Genomic DNA, 17,964 nt, shown 5'->3' on the forward strand with positions numbered 1-17,964 from the left:
GCCCGCCACCCCGTCCCCATGATTGGATGCGGGGAGTTGAAAACCGATACCAACGACCAGAGGTGCCTGTGCCCGCCCCCAACCTGACCCGCGACCAAGCCAAGCTGCGCGCGGATCTGCTCGAAGTCACCGGTTACGACATCGAGCTCGATCTGACCGACGGCCACGGCGGACCCGGGGAGAAGACCTTCGCGTCGACGACGACCGTCCGGTTCTCCAGCGCCCGGGCCGGCGAATCGACGTGGGTCGACATCATCGCCGACCGCGTGCACTCGGCCACCCTGAACGGCGCGGACGTCGACGTCAGCGCGTATGTCGAGGACAAGGGCATCGCGCTGGCCGGGCTGGCCGAGTCCAACGAGCTCACGGTCACCGCCGACTGCCGGTACATGAACAGCGGCGAAGGCCTGCACCGGTTCGTCGACCCGGTCGACGACGGCGTCTACCTGTACACGCAGTTCGAGACGGCCGACGCCAAGCGCATGTTCGCCTGCTTCGACCAGCCCGACCTGAAGTCGGTCTACCGGCTGACGGTGATCGCGCCGAAGGACTGGAAGGTCGTCTCCAACGCCATCGTGGCGACCACCGAGGAGACGCCGGAAGGCGCGGTCCGCACGGTGTTCAAGGAGTCCGAGCGGATCTCGACCTACCTCGTGGCGCTGGTCGCCGGCCCGTACGCCGAATGGCACGACGAGTACACCGACGACCACAAGACCATCCCGCTCGGCATCTACTGCCGCGCGTCGCTGGCCGAGCACATGGACGCCGACCGGCTGTTCACCGAGACCAAGCAGGGCTTCGGCTTCTACCACGAGAAGTTCGGCACGCCCTACCCGTTCTCCAAGTACGACCAGCTGTTCGTGCCGGAGTTCAACGCGGGCGCGATGGAGAACGCCGGCGCGGTGACGTTCCTGGAGGACTACGTCTTCCGCAGCCGCGTCACCCGCTACGCCTACGAGCGGCGCGCCGAGACGCTGCTGCACGAGATGGCGCACATGTGGTTCGGCGACCTGGTGACCATGCGCTGGTGGGACGACCTGTGGCTGAACGAGTCGTTCGCGACCTTCGCGAGCGTGCTGGCCCAGGCCGAGGCGACCGAGTACAAGAACGCGTGGACCAGCTTCGCGAACATCGAGAAGTCGTGGGCCTACCGGCAGGACCAGCTGCCCTCGACGCACCCGATCGCGGCCGACATCGTCGACCTGCACGCGGTCGAGGTCAACTTCGACGGCATCACCTACGCCAAGGGCGCGAGCGTGCTCAAGCAGCTCGTCGCCTACGTCGGGCTCGAGCACTTCCTCGAAGGCCTGAAGGTGTACTTCGGCAAGCACGCCTGGGGCAACGCGACGCTGGCCGACCTGCTGGGCGCGCTCGAGGAGGCGTCCGGCCGCGACCTGTCGTGGTGGAGCGCGCAGTGGCTGGAGACCACCGGGCTGAACTCGCTGAGCCCGCGCTACGAGATCGGCGCGGACGGGACGTTCACGTCGTTCGCCGTCGTGCAGTCGGGCGCGAAGCCGGGCGCCGGTGAGCTGCGCACGCACCGCGTCGCGGTCGGCGTCTACGACGAGGACGCGTCCGGGAAGATCGTCCGGACCCAGCGCGTCGAGCTGGACGTCGACGGCGAGCGCACCGAGGTGCCGGACCTGGTCGGCCTGCCCGCGGGCAAGCTCGTGCTGGTCAACGACGACGACCTGACCTACTGCACGATGCGCCTCGACCCGGCGTCGCTGACCACGCTGATCGACCGCGTCGCCGACATCACCGAGCCGCTGCCGCGCACGCTCTGCTGGTCGGCCGCGTGGGAGATGACCCGCGAAGCCGAGCTGAAGGCACGCGACTTCGTCACGCTGGTGCAGCGCGGAATCCACACGGAGACCGAGGTCGGCGTGGTCCAGCGGCTCCTGCTGCAGGCCCAGACGGCGCTGAACTCGTACGCGGAGCAGGAGTGGGCGGCGGCGACGGGCTGGCCGGCCTTCACCGCACGGCTCCTGGAGCTGGTCCGCGGCGCCGAGCCGGGTTCGGACCACCAGCTGGCGTTCGTGAACTCGCTGGCCGGATCGGTGCTCGACGCCGCCACGTTGCCGGTGCTGGCCGGCTGGCTGGACGGGTCGGCGCCGCTCCCGGGGCTGACGGTGGACACGGACCTGCGCTGGCGCCTGCTGCACGCGCTGGTGGCCCACGGCAAGGCGGGAGCGGAGGAGATCGACGCGGAGCTGGCTCGCGACAACACGGCGACGGGCCGCCGCCAGGCCGAGCGCGCCCGCGCGCTGCGCCCGACGGCGGAGGCCAAGGCGGACGCGTGGCAGCGAGCGGTGTACGACGACGAGCTGCCCAACGCGGTCAGCGACTCGTTGATCTCGGGCTTCTCGCACCCGGGCCAGAAGGCCCTGCTGGGCTCGTACGTGGCACGCTATTTCGAGGTGATCGACGAGGTGTGGCAGCGGCGCTCCAGCGAGCGAGCCCAGCCGATCGCCATCGGGCTGTACCCGTCGTGGGCGGTGGCGGCGGAGACGGTGACGGCATCGGACGAGTGGTTGAAGGGCGACCACCCGCACGCCCTGCGCCGGCTGGTTTCGGAGGGACGAGCGGGAATCGTCCGCGCCCTGGCGGCGCGGGACTTCGACGCGCAGGCCTGATTTCCGGGCGGGCCGTGCTCCGGCGCGGCCCGCCCTGGGCTCTGCCGTCCCGGCTCAGCCCAGCCCGGCTCAGCTCTCCCGGCTCTGCCATCCCGGCTCAGCCCCTCCCGACTCAACCCATCCGGGCACAGCCTCCCGGCTCAGCCCCTCCTGGCTCTGCCCCTCCCGGCTCAGCCCCTCCCGGCACGGCCCGCCCCGGCTCAGCCCAGCCCGGCTCAGCCCATCCCGGCTCTGCCACCCGGGCGCAGCCCGTCCCCCGGCCACACCCCCCTGCCGACCCGATACGCAGCCGCCTCAGCGGCCGCCAGGCCGTGTCAAGGCACGCTTTCCCGCCTTGACACGGCCTGGCGGCCGCTGAACAATCCGGCGTTCGGGCCGGGAGGGGAACAAACCCGGCAGGGAAACCCCACCCCCGCAGTTCGCTACCCTGGCCCCACGCGGGTGCAGCGTCGGAACGCCCGCCCGGCTGTCGTCCATGGCGCACTCACCGAGGAGCGCCATGATCACCTTCGCCGGACTGAGCCTGCCGGTCACCAGCCTCGACCGCTCGGTCCCCTTCTACCTCTCACTCGGCTTCACGATCGAGGTCCGCACGGACCGGTTCGCCCTGCTGCGGCTCGGTACCGGCACCCTCGGGTTGCTGGAGCTGGGCGCGGTCGTCGCCACTGAAGACGCGCGGGTGCGGCGGCTGCGCACCTTCGTCCAGGTCGAACTGCTCGCCGACGACGTCGACGAGCTCTACGCGGAGTTCGTCGCGCGCGGGATCCCGGTGTCCGGCCCGCCGCGCGACCGCGGGTTCGAGCGGCAGCTACAGCTGCGGGACCCGGACGGGTTCACCGTCGAGTTCGCCGATCACAGCCCTCGCTGAACGCGAAAGAGCCCCGCACCTCGTGGTGCGGGGCTCTTCTCCTGCCGAGATCAGCGAGGCGCCGGACCAGCCTGGTCCGACAGCATCCGCAGCGCGTTCACCAGCCCGTTGACCAGCCCCCGCACCAGGTCGCCCTCCTTGAACGAGGCCACCATGCTCGCCACCGCCAGCTTGGCGCCGCGGTCCGGGAGGCGCAGGTGGGCCGTCTTGCCCGTGACGATCTCGATCAGGCGCTCGCCCGGCGAGACCGCGATCAGCACCGAGTTCGCCGGGTCCGCCGTCGTCGCGTGCAGCTTCTCCGCCGCCGCGCGGCTGTCCGAGCCCAGCTCGCCGAGGTACAGGCTGAAGTCCAAGCCAGTCTCCCGCGAAGCGAACGTCAGCGCCTCGTCGAGGCGGGCCAGCTGGCGCGTGTTGAACGGTCCGGACGGCGCCTCCGGCTCGTACATCTTGGCCGCGGACACCCGTCCGGTGGCCATCAGGGCCTCGCCGTAGCCCAGCTCGGACTCGTCGACGCGCTTCGTCAGCTCACCAGTTGCCACGAGCGCCTCCCGCCGCGGTCGGGGCGCCCTCGGGCGCGCTGTTCTCGGTGCCGGCGTGCCGGTGGCCGGTGCCCGCCCCCTCGGGGTTGGCGCTCCACCACATGGCCGGGTACTCCCAGGCCTGGCCGGACCGGTGCCGCGGGGCACCGCCGGACCTGCGCCGGAGCGTCAGCAGCCCGGCGAGGCCGTAGATGGCCAGCGGGATCACGGCGAAGACCACGATCGTCTCGACAACGTTCACGGCGGTGAGCGTATCGGATGACCTCGGCAGCCACCGCGCGCGGCGCACTCGACCGTTCGTCGTAAGCCGACTGCCGTCCGCCGCTTGGCTCGCGGCCACTGGAACGTTGGGGCGAAGACCGTCGGGCCGAAAGGTTGCAACTCAACGTACAGGCGGCCGCACCCGCCGCTGTCGTCTTGTCGGGGCCTTGAAATCCTCGTAGCTTTTTCACCTGTACGGGCCTTGCGCCCCGCTCCCCAGCCCCAGCAGGTAACGCACCGGTCCCAGGAGGCCTTGCCATGAACAGCGTCCAGACGCCCGCACAGGCGATCACCGAGACCACCTCGTCACTGAGCGACATCGAATTCGTGCCCGGAACGCGTGTGACGGCGGGCACAAGGGTTACCCGGGGTACACGTGTCACTCGCGGTACACGGGTGACGGCGGGAACGCGCGTCACCATGGGCACCCGGGTGACGGCGGGCACGCGAGTCACCCGCGGGACCCGCGTCACGCGTGGCACGCGCGTCACGATGGGCACGCGTGTGACGGCCGGCACGCGAGTCACCTGCGGCACCCGCGTCACGCGAGGCACCCGGGTCACGCGTGGCACGCGCGTCACCATGGGCACCCGCGTCACCTGCCAGAGCGACTACACGCTCGCTGCCTGACCCGTACTCCAGGGACGCACGCGCTACCTGAGCGCATCGCGCAAGCACCCGGCTCGCCCCGGCCGCCGCAAGGCAGCCGGGGCGCCGGCTTGTCCGGGGGCCGTCCCCCGGAAACAGCAACCCCCAGGCTCCGCCACCCGGGTCGTCAGCGGATCAAGCGGCGGAGCCGAGATACGGCCGCCAGAGCGGGTCGGCCTCCTTGGAGTGCGCGAGCAGCCGCCAGTGCGGGCCGTGCGGGGCCCGCGGGACGACCCGCAGCCGCCAGCCGATCTCCGAGAGCAGCCGGTCCGCCTTGCGGTGGTTGCACTTGGCGCAGCAGGCGACGCAGTTGGTCCAGCTGTGGGGGCCGCCCCGGCTGCGCGGGATGACGTGGTCGATCGTCTCGGCCCGCCCACCGCAGTAGGCGCAGCGGTACCGGTCGCGGTGCATGAGCCCCGCGCGGGTCAGCGGCACCTGAGCGCGATACGGTACGCGCACGTACGTGCTGAGGCGGATCACCGAGGGCACCGGCAAGGAAACCTTCGCCGAATGCAGCTCGACCCCGCCGGGGTCACCGTGGACCACTTCGGCCTTGCCGCACATCACGAGCACCACGGCGCGCCGCAGCGGCAACGCCGTGAGCGGCTCGAAGGTGGCGTTGAGCAGGAGCACCCGGCGCCGGCCCCAGGCCGGGGCGGCCGGATCCCGGCCTCTACTACGCTGTCCGGGCGGGCGGGTCACTCCCCCTGGGCGGGTCCCCGGCCCGGCCGGGACGGTTCCGCCGGATGCGGAACCCCCCGGATAGGCACGCAGAACCACCTCTGGCGCCTCGTCGGCCGTGGCTTGGCCGGAGACGCCGCGGGGGCTGGGTTGTCGGTCTGGCACTCGACCACCTCCAGGGGCGTAGGCATAGTCGACCACAGAACAGGCCCCCAGCGCACGTGTGTTACAAGACGTGTCACATCCGCGCGACCCAACATCCACTTGCCGTTGGGACGGCCGACCCGATCGGAAGGATGAACGAACCCCCGTGTTCCCCCTGCTCCCCTCCGCCGACACACCGTGCATCAAAGACGCGAGCACGTTCTGCGCCACGGTGTTCGAGGTCACGAAGAACGAGTGGCTGGCGGGCTCGGCGAACTGGCTGATCACCAAGCCGATCAAGATCCTGCTGATCGTCGTGATCGCGTTCCTGGTCCGGATGCTGGTGAGACGGCTGATCAACCGCGTCACCACGCTGCCGAAGACGGGCGGCAAGCTCCCGTCGCTGCTGCGTCCGCTGCGCGAGCGCGCGCCGGAGGTGCTGGGTTCCGCCGTCATCGAACGGCGCCGCCAGCGCGCGAAGACCATCGGCTCGGTGCTGAAGTCGATGTCGACGTTCCTGATCTACGGCCTGGCGTTCATCCTCGTGCTGGGCGAACTCGGCATCAACCTCGGCCCGATCATCGCGTCGGCGGGCATCATCGGCGTCGCGATCGGGTTCGGCGCGCAGAACCTGGTCAAGGACTTCCTGTCCGGGATCTTCATGATGGTCGAGGACCAGTACGGCGTCGGCGACGTCGTGGACGTCGGCGAGGCGTCCGGCACGGTCGAGTCCGTGGGCTTGCGGATCACGACGCTTCGTGACGTCAAGGGCACGGTCTGGTACGTCCGCAACGGCGAGGTCCTGCGCGTCGGCAACTCGAGCCAGGGCTTCGCGGTGGCGGTCGTCGACGTCCCCCTCGGCTACACCGCCGACGTCGAGCGCGCGACGACGGTGCTCGCGGACGCGGCGCTGGCGGCCACCGAAGGCGACGCGCTGAAGGACAACGTCCTCGAGCCGCCGGAGATGCTGGGTGTGGAAACCGTCACACCGGAGGGCCTCTCCCTGCGCCTGACCGTGAAGGTGCGGCCGGGCAAGCAGTGGGCGGTGCAGCGGGCGTTGCGCGCCCAGCTGCTGGCCGCACTGGAGGAGGCCGGCTTCGACCCGCCGCTCGGCCGGCTGTTCCCGGCCGCGGCTCCGGTCGTCGAGAAGTAGGCGCCACTACGCTGGGGAGCGGGTTCGCGACCACCGGTACTGAGCGGACCGGGCGTCGGGAACCCGCACCCCAAGGGCAAAATGGAGGCGTGTCTGCAGTGAGCGAACCGGCGAACCTCTACGAAGCGATCGGCGGCGAACCGACGTTCCGCCGGATCGTCGGGCGGTTCTACGAGGAGGTCGCGCGCGACGAGATCCTCCGCCCCCTCTACCCCGAAGAAGACCTCGGTCCCGCCGAGGAGCGGTTCCGGCTGTTCCTCATGCAGTACTGGGGCGGCCCGCACACCTACTCCGACCAGCGCGGCCACCCGCGGCTGCGGATGCGGCACGCGCCGTTCAAGATCGGGCCGATCGAGCGGGACGCCTGGCTGCGGTGCATCCGGATCGCCGTCGACGAGGAGAACCTCGAAGAACCGTACCGGGGGCAGCTCTGGGCCTACCTGGAGATGGCCGCGCACAGCATGATGAACAGCTTCGTATGAGACCGGGAGCCTGGTGGCGCGATGCCGTCTTCTACCAGGTCTACGTGCGTTCGTTCGCCGATTCGGACGGCGACGGCGTCGGAGACCTGGAAGGCATCCACTCCCGGCTCGGTTACCTGGAGCTGCTGGGCGTCGACGCGCTGTGGCTGACGCCGTTCTACCGCTCCCCGATGGCCGACCACGGCTACGACATCGCCGACCCGCGGGACGTCGACCCGATGTTCGGCACCCTCGGCGACTTCGACGTGCTGCTCACCGAGGCGCACAAGCGCGGCATCAAGGTCACCGTCGACGTGGTCCCCAACCACACCAGCAACCAGCACGCCTGGTTCAAGTCCGCGATGGCCGCCAAGCCGGGCAGCCCGGAGCGCGACCGGTACATCTTCCGCGACGGCGTCGGCCCGAAGGGCGAGGACCCGCCGAACAACTGGGTCAGCGCCTTCGGCGGCCCCGCCTGGACCCGGGTGCCGGACGGGCAGTGGTACCTGCACCTGTTCGCGCCGCAGCAGCCGGACCTGAACTGGGCCAATCCCGAAGTCGCCGCCGACCTCGAGCGGACCCTGCGGTTCTGGCTCGAACGCGGCGTCGACGGCTTCCGCATCGACGTCGCGCACGGCATGGCCAAACCGCCGGGCCTGCCGGACATGGACCCGCGCGCGAACGGGATCGGGCCGAACCACTACTACGACCCGCGCTGGGACCACGACGGCGTCCACGAGATCCACCAGATGATCCGCAAGGTGCTCGACGAGTTCCCGGACGCGATGGCGGTCGGCGAGATCTGGGTGACCGACGAGGAGCGCCTGTCCCGCTACCTGCGGCCCGGCGAGCTGCACCTGGCGTTCAACTTCCGGCTGGTGCTGACCCACTTCGACGCCGACGCCATGCGCACGGCCATCGAGCGGTCCCTGGCGGTGCCGGCCCGCACGGGTGCCCCGGCGACCTGGACGCTGGGCAACCACGACGTCTGGCGCCAGGTCAGCCGCTACGGCGGCGGTGCGATGGGCGTGCGCCGCGCCCGGGCGATGGCGTTGGTGGAGCTGGCGCTGCCGGGCACGGTGTACCTGTACAACGGCGAAGAGCTCGGGCTGGCGAACGTCGAGCTGGCCCCGGCGGACATGGCGGACCCGCGCGCGAAGACCAGCGGCGCGGAGTTCGGGCGGGACGTTTCGCGGGTGCCGCTGCCGTGGGAGGGCGACCTGCCGCCCTACGGCTTCTCACGCAACCCGCGCACCTGGCTGCCGATGCCGTCGGAGTGGGCCGGGCTGACGGTGGAGAAGCAGATCGAGGACGCGGACTCGACGCTTTCGCTGTACCGCGCCGCGATCGAGCTCCGGAAGACGCATTCGGCGTTCAACGGGGACGAGCTGGAGTGGTACGGCGCGCCGGCCGGGTGTTTCGCGTTCCGGCGGCGCGGGGGTGGGCTGGTGTGCGCGCTCAACACGTCGGCTTCGCCGATCGCCCTGCCGCCGGGTGAGGTGCTGCTGTCGAGCAGCCCGCTGGTCGACGGGAAGCTGCCGGCCGACTCGGCCGCTTGGCTGACTCAGTAGGGCACCCACCGGCCGGGTTTGACGACTTCGGCCGCCTCGGGCACGGGGCGGTGCGCGAGCTGGTTGACCCGCTGGTGCGAGAGCCCGAGCAGGTCGGCGATCGCGCGCTGGGAGATCCGGCCGTTCAAGGTGGCGACCAGCCGGGTGCGCACCCCCTCGTGCCACTCCGCCACCTCTTCGGCGATCCGGTGCGCTTCCTGGTAGTCCTGCACCAGGCCGGTCTGCTCGTCGCCGCCGAACCGGTAACGCCACCGGACGTAGAACTGCGCCGGGTCGACACCGGTGACGCCGTGGAGGATCGCTCGCATCCCGGGGTCGACGTCGGCGAACCGCTCGAACTCGCGGTCGGCGACGGTCCCGGGCTCGAGGCCGTCGACCACGGTCGCGGTCCATCGGTTGGCTTCCCGCGTCACGACGACGGTGAACGTGGGGAAATGCATCGCCACTGTCTAGTCCACTGGACAGTGTGGTGTCAACCACACCGGACGGGTTCAGCCGGACTGGTCGCCTGAGCCCGAACCGTCGTCGAAAGCGCCGCTGGCCAGCCACGCCACCAGGGCCGCGGCCTGGAGGTAGGGCGCCGCCTGGGCGGCCGCCCGGCCCGCCGCACGCGTGCGGCCCCACCTCTCAGGTCTTTCGGCGCGCTCCGGCGCCCGCTCGCCCGCCGGACGGTCGCGGCGCCACTCGGTTTCCTCTTCGGTGCGCACCGAATCCAGGAACTCCGCGGTCGGATCGTCGTCCGGGCTCATCCTTCAAGGGTGCCACCGCCCAGCGAGGAACGGTGGCCGCCGTAAGAACTCCGTCAGAACAGCAGCGGCAGCAGCGCGTGCCGGCGCCGGACGATCGCGCCGTACCGCGCGTCCAGGCGCAGCCACGAATCCGTGGCCGTCACCCGGACGACGTCACCTTCCACGTCCGAGTCGACGAACCCCATGCCGGACATCGCGAACAGGCAGCGCATCTGGACCTTGACCTCGACCGAACCGCCGCTCACGGTCAGCACCGCCTGGTCCATCAGGGACGACGGCGGCGTGCCGTGCGGGCCGACGTTGTCCCTGGCCAGCGTCACGCCGCGGTCGGCAAGCTCGGACACCACGTGCGCGGGAAGCTCGTCGACCAGCGGCCAACGCCCCGAGGGCGGCAGCTCGCCGTGCCACAGCAGGTCGCGGGCCGGGCCGGGGTCCATCCGCGGGCCGCCCGCCACGGTCAACGCGGCCAGCAGCTCGTTGCCGGACACCGTGACGTCGCCGGGCGTCACGTCCCCGGCCACCGCACGGGTGGCCAGGCACTCGAACGGTGTCGCCGTCCAGGCCTCGACCACGCCGTCGCCGCGCCGGCGCAGCCGGACGGCCGTCTGGCCGTCCAGCCGGACCGCGCGGGCGACGAACGCACCGAGGGTCTCCCGGTCGGCCGCGTCCGGCACGAACAACTCAGGCATCCGCGAACCCCTGCTTCAGAAACTCCGACTCGGCCGGGGTGAGCCTACGCGGCCGCAGCTCGACCGTGTCGTACGGCGCCAGCACCGTCTCCGCGGTCACCGCCACCGGGTCGTCCGCAGTGGGCCCGCCGCGGACGCGGTAGGCCAGCGTGAAGCTCGCCGCGCGCAGTTCGGTCAGGTCGATCTCGATCCGCAGCTGCTGCCCGGACACCACGATCGGCGCCTTGTAGGCCACTGCCAGCCGCACCACGACGATGCCCTTCGGCAGCTGGTCCAGCCCCGCTTCCACGGCTGCGTCGAACAGCAGCGGGATGCGCGCCTCTTCGAGCAGCGTCACCATTTTCGCGTGGTTGATGTGGCCGTAGACGTCCATGTCCGTCCAGCGCGGACGGACGTGCGATACGTAGGTCACCGCACCGTGCTCCGGATCTGGCGGGCCGCCACCGAAAGGGTCGCCAGGTCGAGCCGGCCGGACTTGGTGATCTCGTCGAGCGCGACGCGCGCCCGCTGCAGCCGGGACGCGTTCGTCTTCTCCCACTGCGCGATCTTGGCGTCGCCGGACGAGCCGGGATCGCTGTGCCGCAACGCATCGAGTGTGATCGCGCGCAGCGAGCCGTACACGTCGTCGCGCAGCGAAAGCCGGGCGAGCGCGTGCCAGCGGTTGCCGCGTTCGAGCTTGCTGATCTCGGTGAGCATCCGGTCGATGTCCAGGTGCGCCGAGAGCGCGTAGTACAGCTCAGCCGTCTCGGCCGGGCTGTGCACCGCGTCCACGCCGATCTGCTGCTCGGCGAGCTCGGCCACCTCGGTGACGTCGAGCAGGCCGTAGGTGTGCAGCAGCACCGACACGCGGCGGGCGAGCCCCTCGGGCACGTTCGCGGCGATCAGCTCGTCGACGTGCTTCTCCACGGATTCCGCTTCGCGGCCGCGCAGCAGGTCGCCGATCTTCGGCACCAGCTTGTCGAGCACCCGCCGGAAGCGCTTGATCTCCGACAGCGGGGCCAGTGGCTGCGGCCGGTTGGTGAGGAACCAGCGCGCGGCCCGGTCGAGCAGCCGCCGCGTCTCCAGCACCATGTTGTCGGCAACGTCGGTGGACACGACGTTGTCGAGCGCGTCGATCTCCTTCCACAGCGCGGGCAGGTCGAACACCTGCGTCACCACGGCGTACGCGCGCACCGCGTCGGTCGCCGTCGCGTTCATCTCCTCCATCAGCCGGTAGACGAACGAGATGCCACCGCCGTCGACCACCTCGTTGGCGACCAGCGTGGTGATGATCTGGCGCTTCAGCGGGTGTTCCCCGATCGCCTCCGGGAACCGCTCGCGCAGCGGCTTCGGGAAGTACTCGGGCAGCCGTGCGGCGAACACCTTCGAGTCGGGCAGGTCGCTGGCCAGCAGCTCGTCCTTCAGCTCCAGCTTGACGTGCGCGAGCAGCGTGGCGAGCTCCGGCGAGGTGAGGCCCTTGCCTGCCTTCTCCAGCTCGCGGAACTCCGAGTTGCTCGGCAGCGCCTCGAGCTTGCGGTCGAACGCGCCCGCCGACACCAGTGCCTGCACCTGGCGCGCGTGCACCGACAGCATCGGCGCGGCGTGCGCCCGGCTGACGCCGAGGACGGCGTTCTGGCGGTAGTTGTCCTTGAGGACCAGCGCGCCGACCTCGTCGGTCATCTCCTCCAGCAGCTCGTTGCGCTGCTCGCGCTCCAGCTTGCCGGTCTGCACGAGGTGGTCGAGCAGGATCTTGATGTTGACCTCGTGGTCGGAGCAGTCGACGCCGGCCGAGTTGTCGAGCGCGTCGGTGTTGATCTTGCCGCCGGTCTGGTCCGGCCCGCCGCGGCGGGCGAACTCGATCCGGCCGAGCTGGGTGAGGCCGAGGTTGCCGCCTTCGCCGAACACCTTGACCCGCAACTGGTGGCCGTCGACGCGGATGGCGTCGTTGGCCTTGTCGCCGGCCGCGGCGTGGGACTCGGTTTCGGCCTTGACATAGGTGCCGATGCCGCCGTTCCAGAGCAGCTCGACCGGCGCCAGCAGGATCGCCTGGATCAGGTCCATCGGCGCCAGCGCGGTGACACCCTCGGCGAGCCCGAGAGCCGCGCGGACCTGAGGGTTGATCGGGATCGACTTCGCCGTGCGCGGGTAGATCCCACCGCCTTCGCTGATCAGCGAGCGGTCGTAGTCGTCCCAGGAGCTGCGGGGCAGGTCGAACAGGCGGCGGCGCTCGGCGTACGACGTCGCCGCGTCGGGGTTCGGGTCGAGGAAGACGTGCATGTGGTTGAACGCGGCGACCAGGCGGATGTGCTCGGACAGCAGCATGCCGTTGCCGAAGACGTCACCCATCATGTCGCCGATGCCGACGACGGTGAAGTCTTCGGTCTGGGTGTCCTTGCCCAGCTCGCGGAAGTGCCGCTTGACGCTCTCCCAGGCACCCTTCGCCGTGATGCCCATGGCCTTGTGGTCGTAGCCGACCGAGCCGCCGGAGGCGAACGCGTCACCGAGCCAGAAGCCGTACTGCCCGGAGACTTCGTTCGCGATGTCGGAGAACTTCGCGGTGCCCTTGTCGGCCGCGACGACCAGGTACGAGTCGTCGGCGTCGTGCCGGACGACGTTCGGGGCGGGCACGGTCTTGCCCTCGATGCGGTTGTCGGTCAGGTCGAGCAGGCCGGAGATGAACATCCGGTAGCAGGCGATGCCCTCGTTGAGCTGGGCGTCGCGGTCGATGCTCGCGTCGCCGCTCGGGGCGGGCGGGCGCTTGACGACGAAGCCGCCCTTCGCGCCGACCGGCACGATCACCGCGTTCTTCACGGCCTGCGCCTTGACCAGGCCGAGGATCTCGGTGCGGAAGTCCTCGCGCCGGTCCGACCAGCGCAGGCCACCGCGCGCGACCTCGCCGAAGCGCAGGTGCACACCCTCGACGCGCGGCGAGTACACGAAGATCTCGAACTTCGGCCGCGGCTCGGGCAGATCGGGCACGCCGGCCGGGTCGAGCTTGATCGACAGGTACTCGCGTGGCGTCCCGTCGGTGCCGGTGACGTGGTAGTTCGTCCGCAGGGTGGCCCGGATGACGGCCATCAGGCGGCGCAGGATGCGGTCCTCGTCGAGGCTGGTGACCTCGTCGATCATCGCGTTCAGTTCGCTCGTCAGCGCGTCCGTCGCGGCCTCGCGGTCGGCGTCGGACAGCTGCGGGTCGAACCGGGCTTCGAACAGCCGCAGGAGCTTGGTGGCGACCTGGGTGTGGTTCAGCAGCGTGTTCTGGATGTAGTCCTGGGAGAACGCGCTGCCGGCCTGGCGCAGGTAGCGCGAGTAGGCGCGCAGCACGGCGGCCTGGCGCCAGGTGAGCCCGGCGCGCAGGACGAGCCCGTTGAGGCCGTCGACCTCGGCGTCGCCCCGCCAGGCGGCCTCGAAGGCGTCCTGGAAGCGGCCGCGCAGCTCGGCGACGGCGTGCTCGTCGGACTCGTCGAGCATCTTCTGGTCGAGGTGCAGGCCGAAGTCGTAGATCCAGCACGCGCCGCCGTCCTCGCGGTGCAGCTCGTACGGCCGCTCGTCGACCACCTCGACGCCCATGGCCTGCAGCACCGGGAGCACCTTCGAGAGCGTGACGCCTTCGCCGCGCAGGTAGAGCTTGAAGCGCCGCTCGCCCGGCCCGGCGTCGGCGGGCTGGTAGAACGACAGCGCGAGGTCGCCTTCGTCGGTCAGCGAGTCCAGCGAGCGGAGGTCGGCCAGCGCCTCTTCGGCGGTGAAGTCCTCCTTGTAGCCCTCGGGGAAGACCATCGCGAAGCGCTGGCCCTGCTCGGTGGCCGACTCCTCGCCGACGATCCCGACCGCTACGCCGCCGTCGGCGCGCTCCCGGCGTTCGTCGAGGACGGCTTCGACCATCCGGTCGTCCCAGGTGCGGACGGCGTCGTTCAGCCGGTCCTGGATCTTGAGCGTGTCCGGCTCGAGCCGGCGCGCCGGGTCGGTGTGCACGACGAAGTGCACCTGCGCCAGGACGGTCTCGCCGATCCGCGCGCTGTACTCGAGCTGGGTGCCTTCGAGCTCTTCGAGCAGGACCTCCTGCATCGCCAGCCGCGAGCGCGTGGTGTAGCGATCGCGCGGGAGGTAGACGAGGCAGGAGTAGAAGCGGCCGTACGGGTCGCGGCGCAGGAACAGCCGCAGCCGGCGGCGGTCGGAGAGGGTGATCGCGCCGGTCGTCGTCGAGTACAGCGAGTCGCTGTCGGCGGAGAACAGGTCGGCGCGCGGCCAGTTCTGCAGGATTTCGAGCATCCGCTGGCCGGAGAACGACTCGATCGGGAAGCCGGCGCGGTGGATGACCTCGCGGACCCGCTTGCAGACGACCGGGATGTCGAGGACGTTCTCGTGCAGCGCGGTGGTGGTGAACATGCCGAGGAAGCGGTGCTCGCCGGTGACGTTGCCTTCGTCGTCGAAGGTCTTCACGCCGACGTAGTAGGGGTAGACCGGCCGGTGCACGGTCGAGGGCGCGCTCGCCTGGGTGAGCACCAGCAGCGTGGGCGCGAGGGCGGTGGCGGCGGTGTCCGGGCCCGCGGTGAGGCCGCGGGCGGCGAGGCTGTCCTGGCGCAGCACGCCGAGGCCGGAGGCCAGGACCGCGCGCAGGGCCGGGGCAGTGCGTTCTTCGGCGTCCGGGTGGTCGACCAGCTCGTAGCGGCGGTAGCCGAGGAAGGTGAAGTGGCCGTCGGCCAGCCAGCGCAGCAGGCGGGCGCCCTCGGCGACCTCGTCCTCGGGCAGCCGCGGCGGGTCGGTTTCGAGCTCGCTCGCCAGCTGGCAGGCGGTCTGGGCCATCTTTTCGGCGTCCTCGACGACCTCGCGGACGTCGCCCAGCACGCTGGAGAGCCGGTTGTCGAGCTCGCGGGCGCGGTTGCGGTCGGTGACGAAGTCGATCTCGACGTACATCCACGACTCGGCGGCCGAGTTCGCGGGCGGGTCGGCCGGGTCGGCTTCGGGGTGGACTTCGAGGAGCTCGCCGGTGAGGTCGCGGCTGACCACCACGATCGGGTGAACGATCCGCTGCACCTGCACGCCGTCGCGGGCGAACTCGGCGGCGATCGAGTCGACCAGGTACGGCATGTCGTCGGTGACGACCTGCACGACGGTGGCTTCCCGCGCCCACCCGTCTTCGGCGACGGTCGGGTTCAGCAGCCGCACGGCCGGGCGGCCGGGCATCCGGTGCTTGGCCAGCTGCAGGTGCGAGCGGACGGCGCCGACCAGGTTGACGGGCTCGTCGCCGACGATCTCTTCGGGCGGGATGTGCCGGTAGTAGAGCCGGATGAGCTCACCGATCTCCGGCGCCAGCCCGGCGGCGGCGTCGATCAGGTCGTCCCTGATCTGCTCCGGGCTGGCCGAGGAGCGCGGAGCGCCGAATTCGGGTTCGGCGTCGGCTCCGGTTCCGGGTAGGGACGAGACTCCGGTCGAGCTCATTTGAGGCAACTCTCCAGTTTGCGTGAGGTGGTACCGCGCCGGTTCCGCGTCGAGCCGGCCACCCCACACTAATGCGCCGCGATCGTGGATCACATGTAGACCCGAAGGTTCCCCGGGGCCCGGAAACCCTTCCGGGGCATGGGATTCGCGGGATCGGTCAAGCTACTGACGGGTTGTCTTGGCCGCTTCCGCGCGGCGCTGACCAGCCGTGCTCGCCGGACGTTACCCGTCGCGGAGCCAACGTGATCGGTTCAGTTGATCGGCTGCGCAGCCGTTCGGCGAACGTTGTCGGCCAGTCGGCGACGCCGGGCTGCGACGGATCCCACCGACCCCCCACCGGAGCAGGTCGGCGATCGATCGGGACGTCTCAGCGACTGGACGGTGGCCGGGGTGAACGCTCCGCCGTCTTCGGTGGGTTTCCGGTGGGTTTCCGGTGGGTCTTCGCTGGGCCTTCGCGGAGCACGCCAAAACTGTCGGTGGTCTCCGGTAGCGTGGAAAACGGGGGGGGCGCCCCCGCGGCTCGGGCTTGGTTTTCGGCGGCCAGGGTCGGTGCCTGCCGATAGCGTGGGAACGGGGGCTGCGCCGGACGGCTCGGGCCGCCGGCTCCTGGTCACCGGACGCCGGCCAAGCCGGGTCGGGCCAGTCGTGTCGAGTCATGTCGGGCCGAGTCATGTCGGGCCGAGTCATGTCGGGCCGAGTCGTGTCGCGCCGGGCCGGGCCATGCCGGGCCGGGCCATGCCGGGTCGGGTCGGGTCGGGTCGGGTCGCCGAGCAAACCGCTCTGTGTCGGCTCCCCGGCCAACCCGCGCCGAGCCGGTTGCCGCTCCTCGCTCGGGGGGCTCCAGGTCAGTCGCGCGAACTGTGGCCGCGGGAGTCCGGTACCTCGGCTCCGTGGCCGTTGCGACCGTGGCCGTTGCGGCGGCCCGCGTTCTGCGAATCGAGCTGCTTGACCAGCGCCGCCGCGCTCGCCGTGCCCGCCTGGTGCTCGGCCAGCGCCCGGGCGAGCAAGTCGGCGAGGCCCGCGTCCGGTGGGGGCTCGTCCTCCGCGATCGCGCGGGCGTAGCTCTCCGGGAACGGGGCCGTCGCCGGTGTCCAGTGGCCGAAGTCCTCCATCGGCTCCAGCGACGGGGGCATCCGCAACCGCGGCAGCCACGGCTCCGCTTCGTCGCGGTAGTCCGGCACCGACGGTGGTTCGTCTTCCGGCCGCGGCGGCGGGGCGAGCTCCGGCTCCGGACGGGCCGGTTCGCCGGCGCGCGGGCTGTCCGCGTCCTCCGCGCGCCGACGGCCCCCGGCGCCCCCGGAAGCCGAAATGCCCAGGCGGTCCAGCACGGACCGCGCGGCCACCGAGCCGTGTTCGGCGTCGTGGCGCGTCGACGGCTGGGGCTCCGGCTGCCGTCCCTCCGCTGCCCACGGCTCCCGCTCGGCCGCGGGCTCGGGCGCGAGCGGCAACGCCGGGGTGACGCGAGTGGGCGCCGATTCCCGTTCGGCCGCGGTCTCCCGCAGCCGTGCTTCGGCCAGCGCCGCCCACGAAAACTTGGTCTTGCCGATCTCCTCGGACGGCGCCGCCTCGACGGCCTCCCGCGCCTCGACCGGCTCCCTGCGGAACTCGGGTTCCCGCTCCGGCCCACCTGAGCCAGACCGCTGCGCCGGACGCACCTCGTCCGGTTCCGGCGGCCGTCCACGCTCCGCCGACAGCGGCTCGGCAGGCGCCGCGCCCTTGCGCGGCTCGGGAGGATCGGGCCGATACTGCGCGGCTCGCCCATCGCCGGACCCGAACCGGAATTCCGGCTCCCGCTCACGTTCGGCCGGCCGCGGCTCCGGCCGGAACTCGGACGCCCGCCCCGACCGCGGCTCGACGGACTCAGACCGCTGCGCCACCTCGACCGCATCCGACCGGAACGGGTGCACCTGCTCCACCGGCCGCGCCTCGGCGAACTCGGACCGCCGCTCCGCCGACCGAGCCTCAGCAAACTCAGACGACTGCCCCACCGACCGAGCCTCGCCCAACTCAGACGACTGCCCCGCCGACCGACTCTCAACGAACCCAGGCCGCCGCTCCGCCGACCGAGCCTCAGCAAACTCAGACGACTGCCCCACCGACCGAGCCTCGCCCAACTCAGACGACTGCCCCGCCGACCGACTCTCAT

The 17,964-nt window shown here is 71.2% G+C and carries 15 protein-coding genes; 6 read left to right on the forward strand and 9 right to left on the reverse strand.

Annotation, left to right across the window (positions count from 1 at the left end; translation table 11 throughout):
* Window positions 1–68 precede the first annotated feature (68 nt).
* Both pepN and ACWED2_RS06895 read left to right on the forward strand, forming a co-directional pair.
* Window positions 69–2,636, forward strand: a complete 2,568-nt coding sequence (pepN, locus tag ACWED2_RS06890; RefSeq protein WP_449689583.1) for an aminopeptidase N — start codon at window positions 69–71, stop codon at window positions 2,634–2,636.
* 499 nt (window positions 2,637–3,135) lie between these two features.
* A complete protein-coding gene (locus tag ACWED2_RS06895) occupies window positions 3,136–3,504 on the forward strand; it encodes a VOC family protein (RefSeq protein ID WP_449689490.1) in 369 nt (122 codons plus the stop codon).
* Window positions 3,505–3,554: 50 nt separating this feature from the next.
* Here the strand turns inward: ACWED2_RS06895 and ACWED2_RS06900 are convergent, their stop codons facing one another.
* Window positions 3,555–4,043: a DUF5130 family protein gene (locus ACWED2_RS06900; RefSeq protein ID WP_449689491.1), complete on the reverse strand. Its 489-nt coding sequence runs from the start codon at window positions 4,041–4,043 to the stop codon at window positions 3,555–3,557.
* Window positions 4,030–4,284: an aa3-type cytochrome oxidase subunit CtaJ gene (gene ctaJ, locus ACWED2_RS06905; protein ID WP_043777461.1), complete on the reverse strand. Its 255-nt coding sequence runs from the start codon at window positions 4,282–4,284 to the stop codon at window positions 4,030–4,032. Before ctaJ ends, ACWED2_RS06900 begins: the two co-directional genes overlap by 14 nt.
* A 278-nt stretch (window positions 4,285–4,562) precedes the next feature.
* On the opposite strand from ctaJ, the gene ACWED2_RS06910 reads away from it, so the two are divergent.
* A complete protein-coding gene (locus ACWED2_RS06910; protein WP_449689492.1) occupies window positions 4,563–4,934 on the forward strand; it encodes a hypothetical protein in 372 nt (123 codons plus the stop codon).
* A gap of 153 nt (window positions 4,935–5,087) precedes the next feature.
* Here the strand turns inward: ACWED2_RS06910 and ACWED2_RS06915 are convergent, their stop codons facing one another.
* Window positions 5,088–5,585, reverse strand: coding sequence for an HNH endonuclease (locus tag ACWED2_RS06915; protein WP_449689493.1), 498 nt, complete (start codon window positions 5,583–5,585; stop codon window positions 5,088–5,090).
* Window positions 5,586–5,979: 394 nt separating this feature from the next.
* On the opposite strand from ACWED2_RS06915, the gene ACWED2_RS06920 reads away from it, so the two are divergent.
* From ACWED2_RS06920 to ACWED2_RS06930, 3 genes are all read left to right on the forward strand, one after another.
* Window positions 5,980–6,930: a mechanosensitive ion channel family protein gene (locus ACWED2_RS06920; protein ID WP_449689584.1), complete on the forward strand. Its 951-nt coding sequence runs from the start codon at window positions 5,980–5,982 to the stop codon at window positions 6,928–6,930.
* 98 nt (window positions 6,931–7,028) lie between these two features.
* Window positions 7,029–7,412, forward strand: a complete 384-nt coding sequence (locus ACWED2_RS06925) for a globin (RefSeq protein ID WP_449689585.1) — start codon at window positions 7,029–7,031, stop codon at window positions 7,410–7,412.
* Window positions 7,409–8,962: a glycoside hydrolase family 13 protein gene (locus ACWED2_RS06930; protein WP_449689494.1), complete on the forward strand. Its 1,554-nt coding sequence runs from the start codon at window positions 7,409–7,411 to the stop codon at window positions 8,960–8,962. Before ACWED2_RS06925 ends, ACWED2_RS06930 begins: the two co-directional genes overlap by 4 nt.
* Here the strand turns inward: ACWED2_RS06930 and ACWED2_RS06935 are convergent.
* The 6 genes from ACWED2_RS06935 to ACWED2_RS06960 all read right to left on the reverse strand — a co-directional run bounded on the left by ACWED2_RS06935 (window position 8,956) and on the right by ACWED2_RS06960 (window position 17,806).
* Entirely contained in the window at window positions 8,956–9,402 is a 447-nt protein-coding gene (locus ACWED2_RS06935; RefSeq protein ID WP_449689495.1) for a winged helix-turn-helix domain-containing protein, read from the reverse strand. The two genes, ACWED2_RS06930 and ACWED2_RS06935, sit on opposite strands and share 7 nt — an antisense overlap.
* Window positions 9,403–9,453: 51 nt before the next feature.
* Window positions 9,454–9,711 (reverse strand): hypothetical protein, encoded by a 258-nt coding sequence (locus ACWED2_RS06940; RefSeq protein ID WP_449689496.1) that lies wholly within the window; start codon window positions 9,709–9,711, stop codon window positions 9,454–9,456.
* A gap of 53 nt (window positions 9,712–9,764) precedes the next feature.
* Window positions 9,765–10,400 carry a hypothetical protein gene (locus ACWED2_RS06945; protein ID WP_449689497.1) on the reverse strand — a complete coding sequence of 212 codons (636 nt, stop codon included), beginning with the start codon at window positions 10,398–10,400 and terminating at the stop codon, window positions 9,765–9,767.
* Window positions 10,393–10,812, reverse strand: coding sequence for an acyl-CoA thioesterase (locus ACWED2_RS06950; RefSeq protein ID WP_449689498.1), 420 nt, complete (start codon window positions 10,810–10,812; stop codon window positions 10,393–10,395). The genes ACWED2_RS06945 and ACWED2_RS06950 overlap by 8 nt, the downstream gene beginning before the upstream one ends.
* Window positions 10,809–15,818, reverse strand: coding sequence for an NAD-glutamate dehydrogenase (locus ACWED2_RS06955; protein WP_449689499.1), 5,010 nt, complete (start codon window positions 15,816–15,818; stop codon window positions 10,809–10,811). The genes ACWED2_RS06950 and ACWED2_RS06955 overlap by 4 nt, the downstream gene beginning before the upstream one ends.
* Before the next feature lie 845 nt (window positions 15,819–16,663).
* Window positions 16,664–17,806, reverse strand: coding sequence for a hypothetical protein (locus ACWED2_RS06960; protein ID WP_449689500.1), 1,143 nt, complete (start codon window positions 17,804–17,806; stop codon window positions 16,664–16,666).
* Window positions 17,807–17,964 lie beyond the last annotated feature (158 nt).

This window comes from Amycolatopsis sp. NPDC005003 (assembly GCF_053600695.1).

Coding starts and splice junctions, on each gene's coding strand:
- ACWED2_RS06895 (WP_449689490.1), top strand. CDS start 3,136: ATGATCACCTTCGCCGGACTGAGCCTGCCGGTCACCAGCCTCGACCGC.
- ACWED2_RS06910 (WP_449689492.1), top strand. CDS start 4,563: ATGAACAGCGTCCAGACGCCCGCACAGGCGATCACCGAGACCACCTCG.
- ACWED2_RS06930 (WP_449689494.1), top strand. CDS start 7,409: ATGAGACCGGGAGCCTGGTGGCGCGATGCCGTCTTCTACCAGGTCTAC.
- ACWED2_RS06935 (WP_449689495.1), bottom strand. CDS start 9,402: ATGCATTTCCCCACGTTCACCGTCGTCGTGACGCGGGAAGCCAACCGA.
- ACWED2_RS06940 (WP_449689496.1), bottom strand. CDS start 9,711: ATGAGCCCGGACGACGATCCGACCGCGGAGTTCCTGGATTCGGTGCGC.
- ACWED2_RS06945 (WP_449689497.1), bottom strand. CDS start 10,400: ATGCCTGAGTTGTTCGTGCCGGACGCGGCCGACCGGGAGACCCTCGGT.
- ACWED2_RS06955 (WP_449689499.1), bottom strand. CDS start 15,818: ATGAGCTCGACCGGAGTCTCGTCCCTACCCGGAACCGGAGCCGACGCC.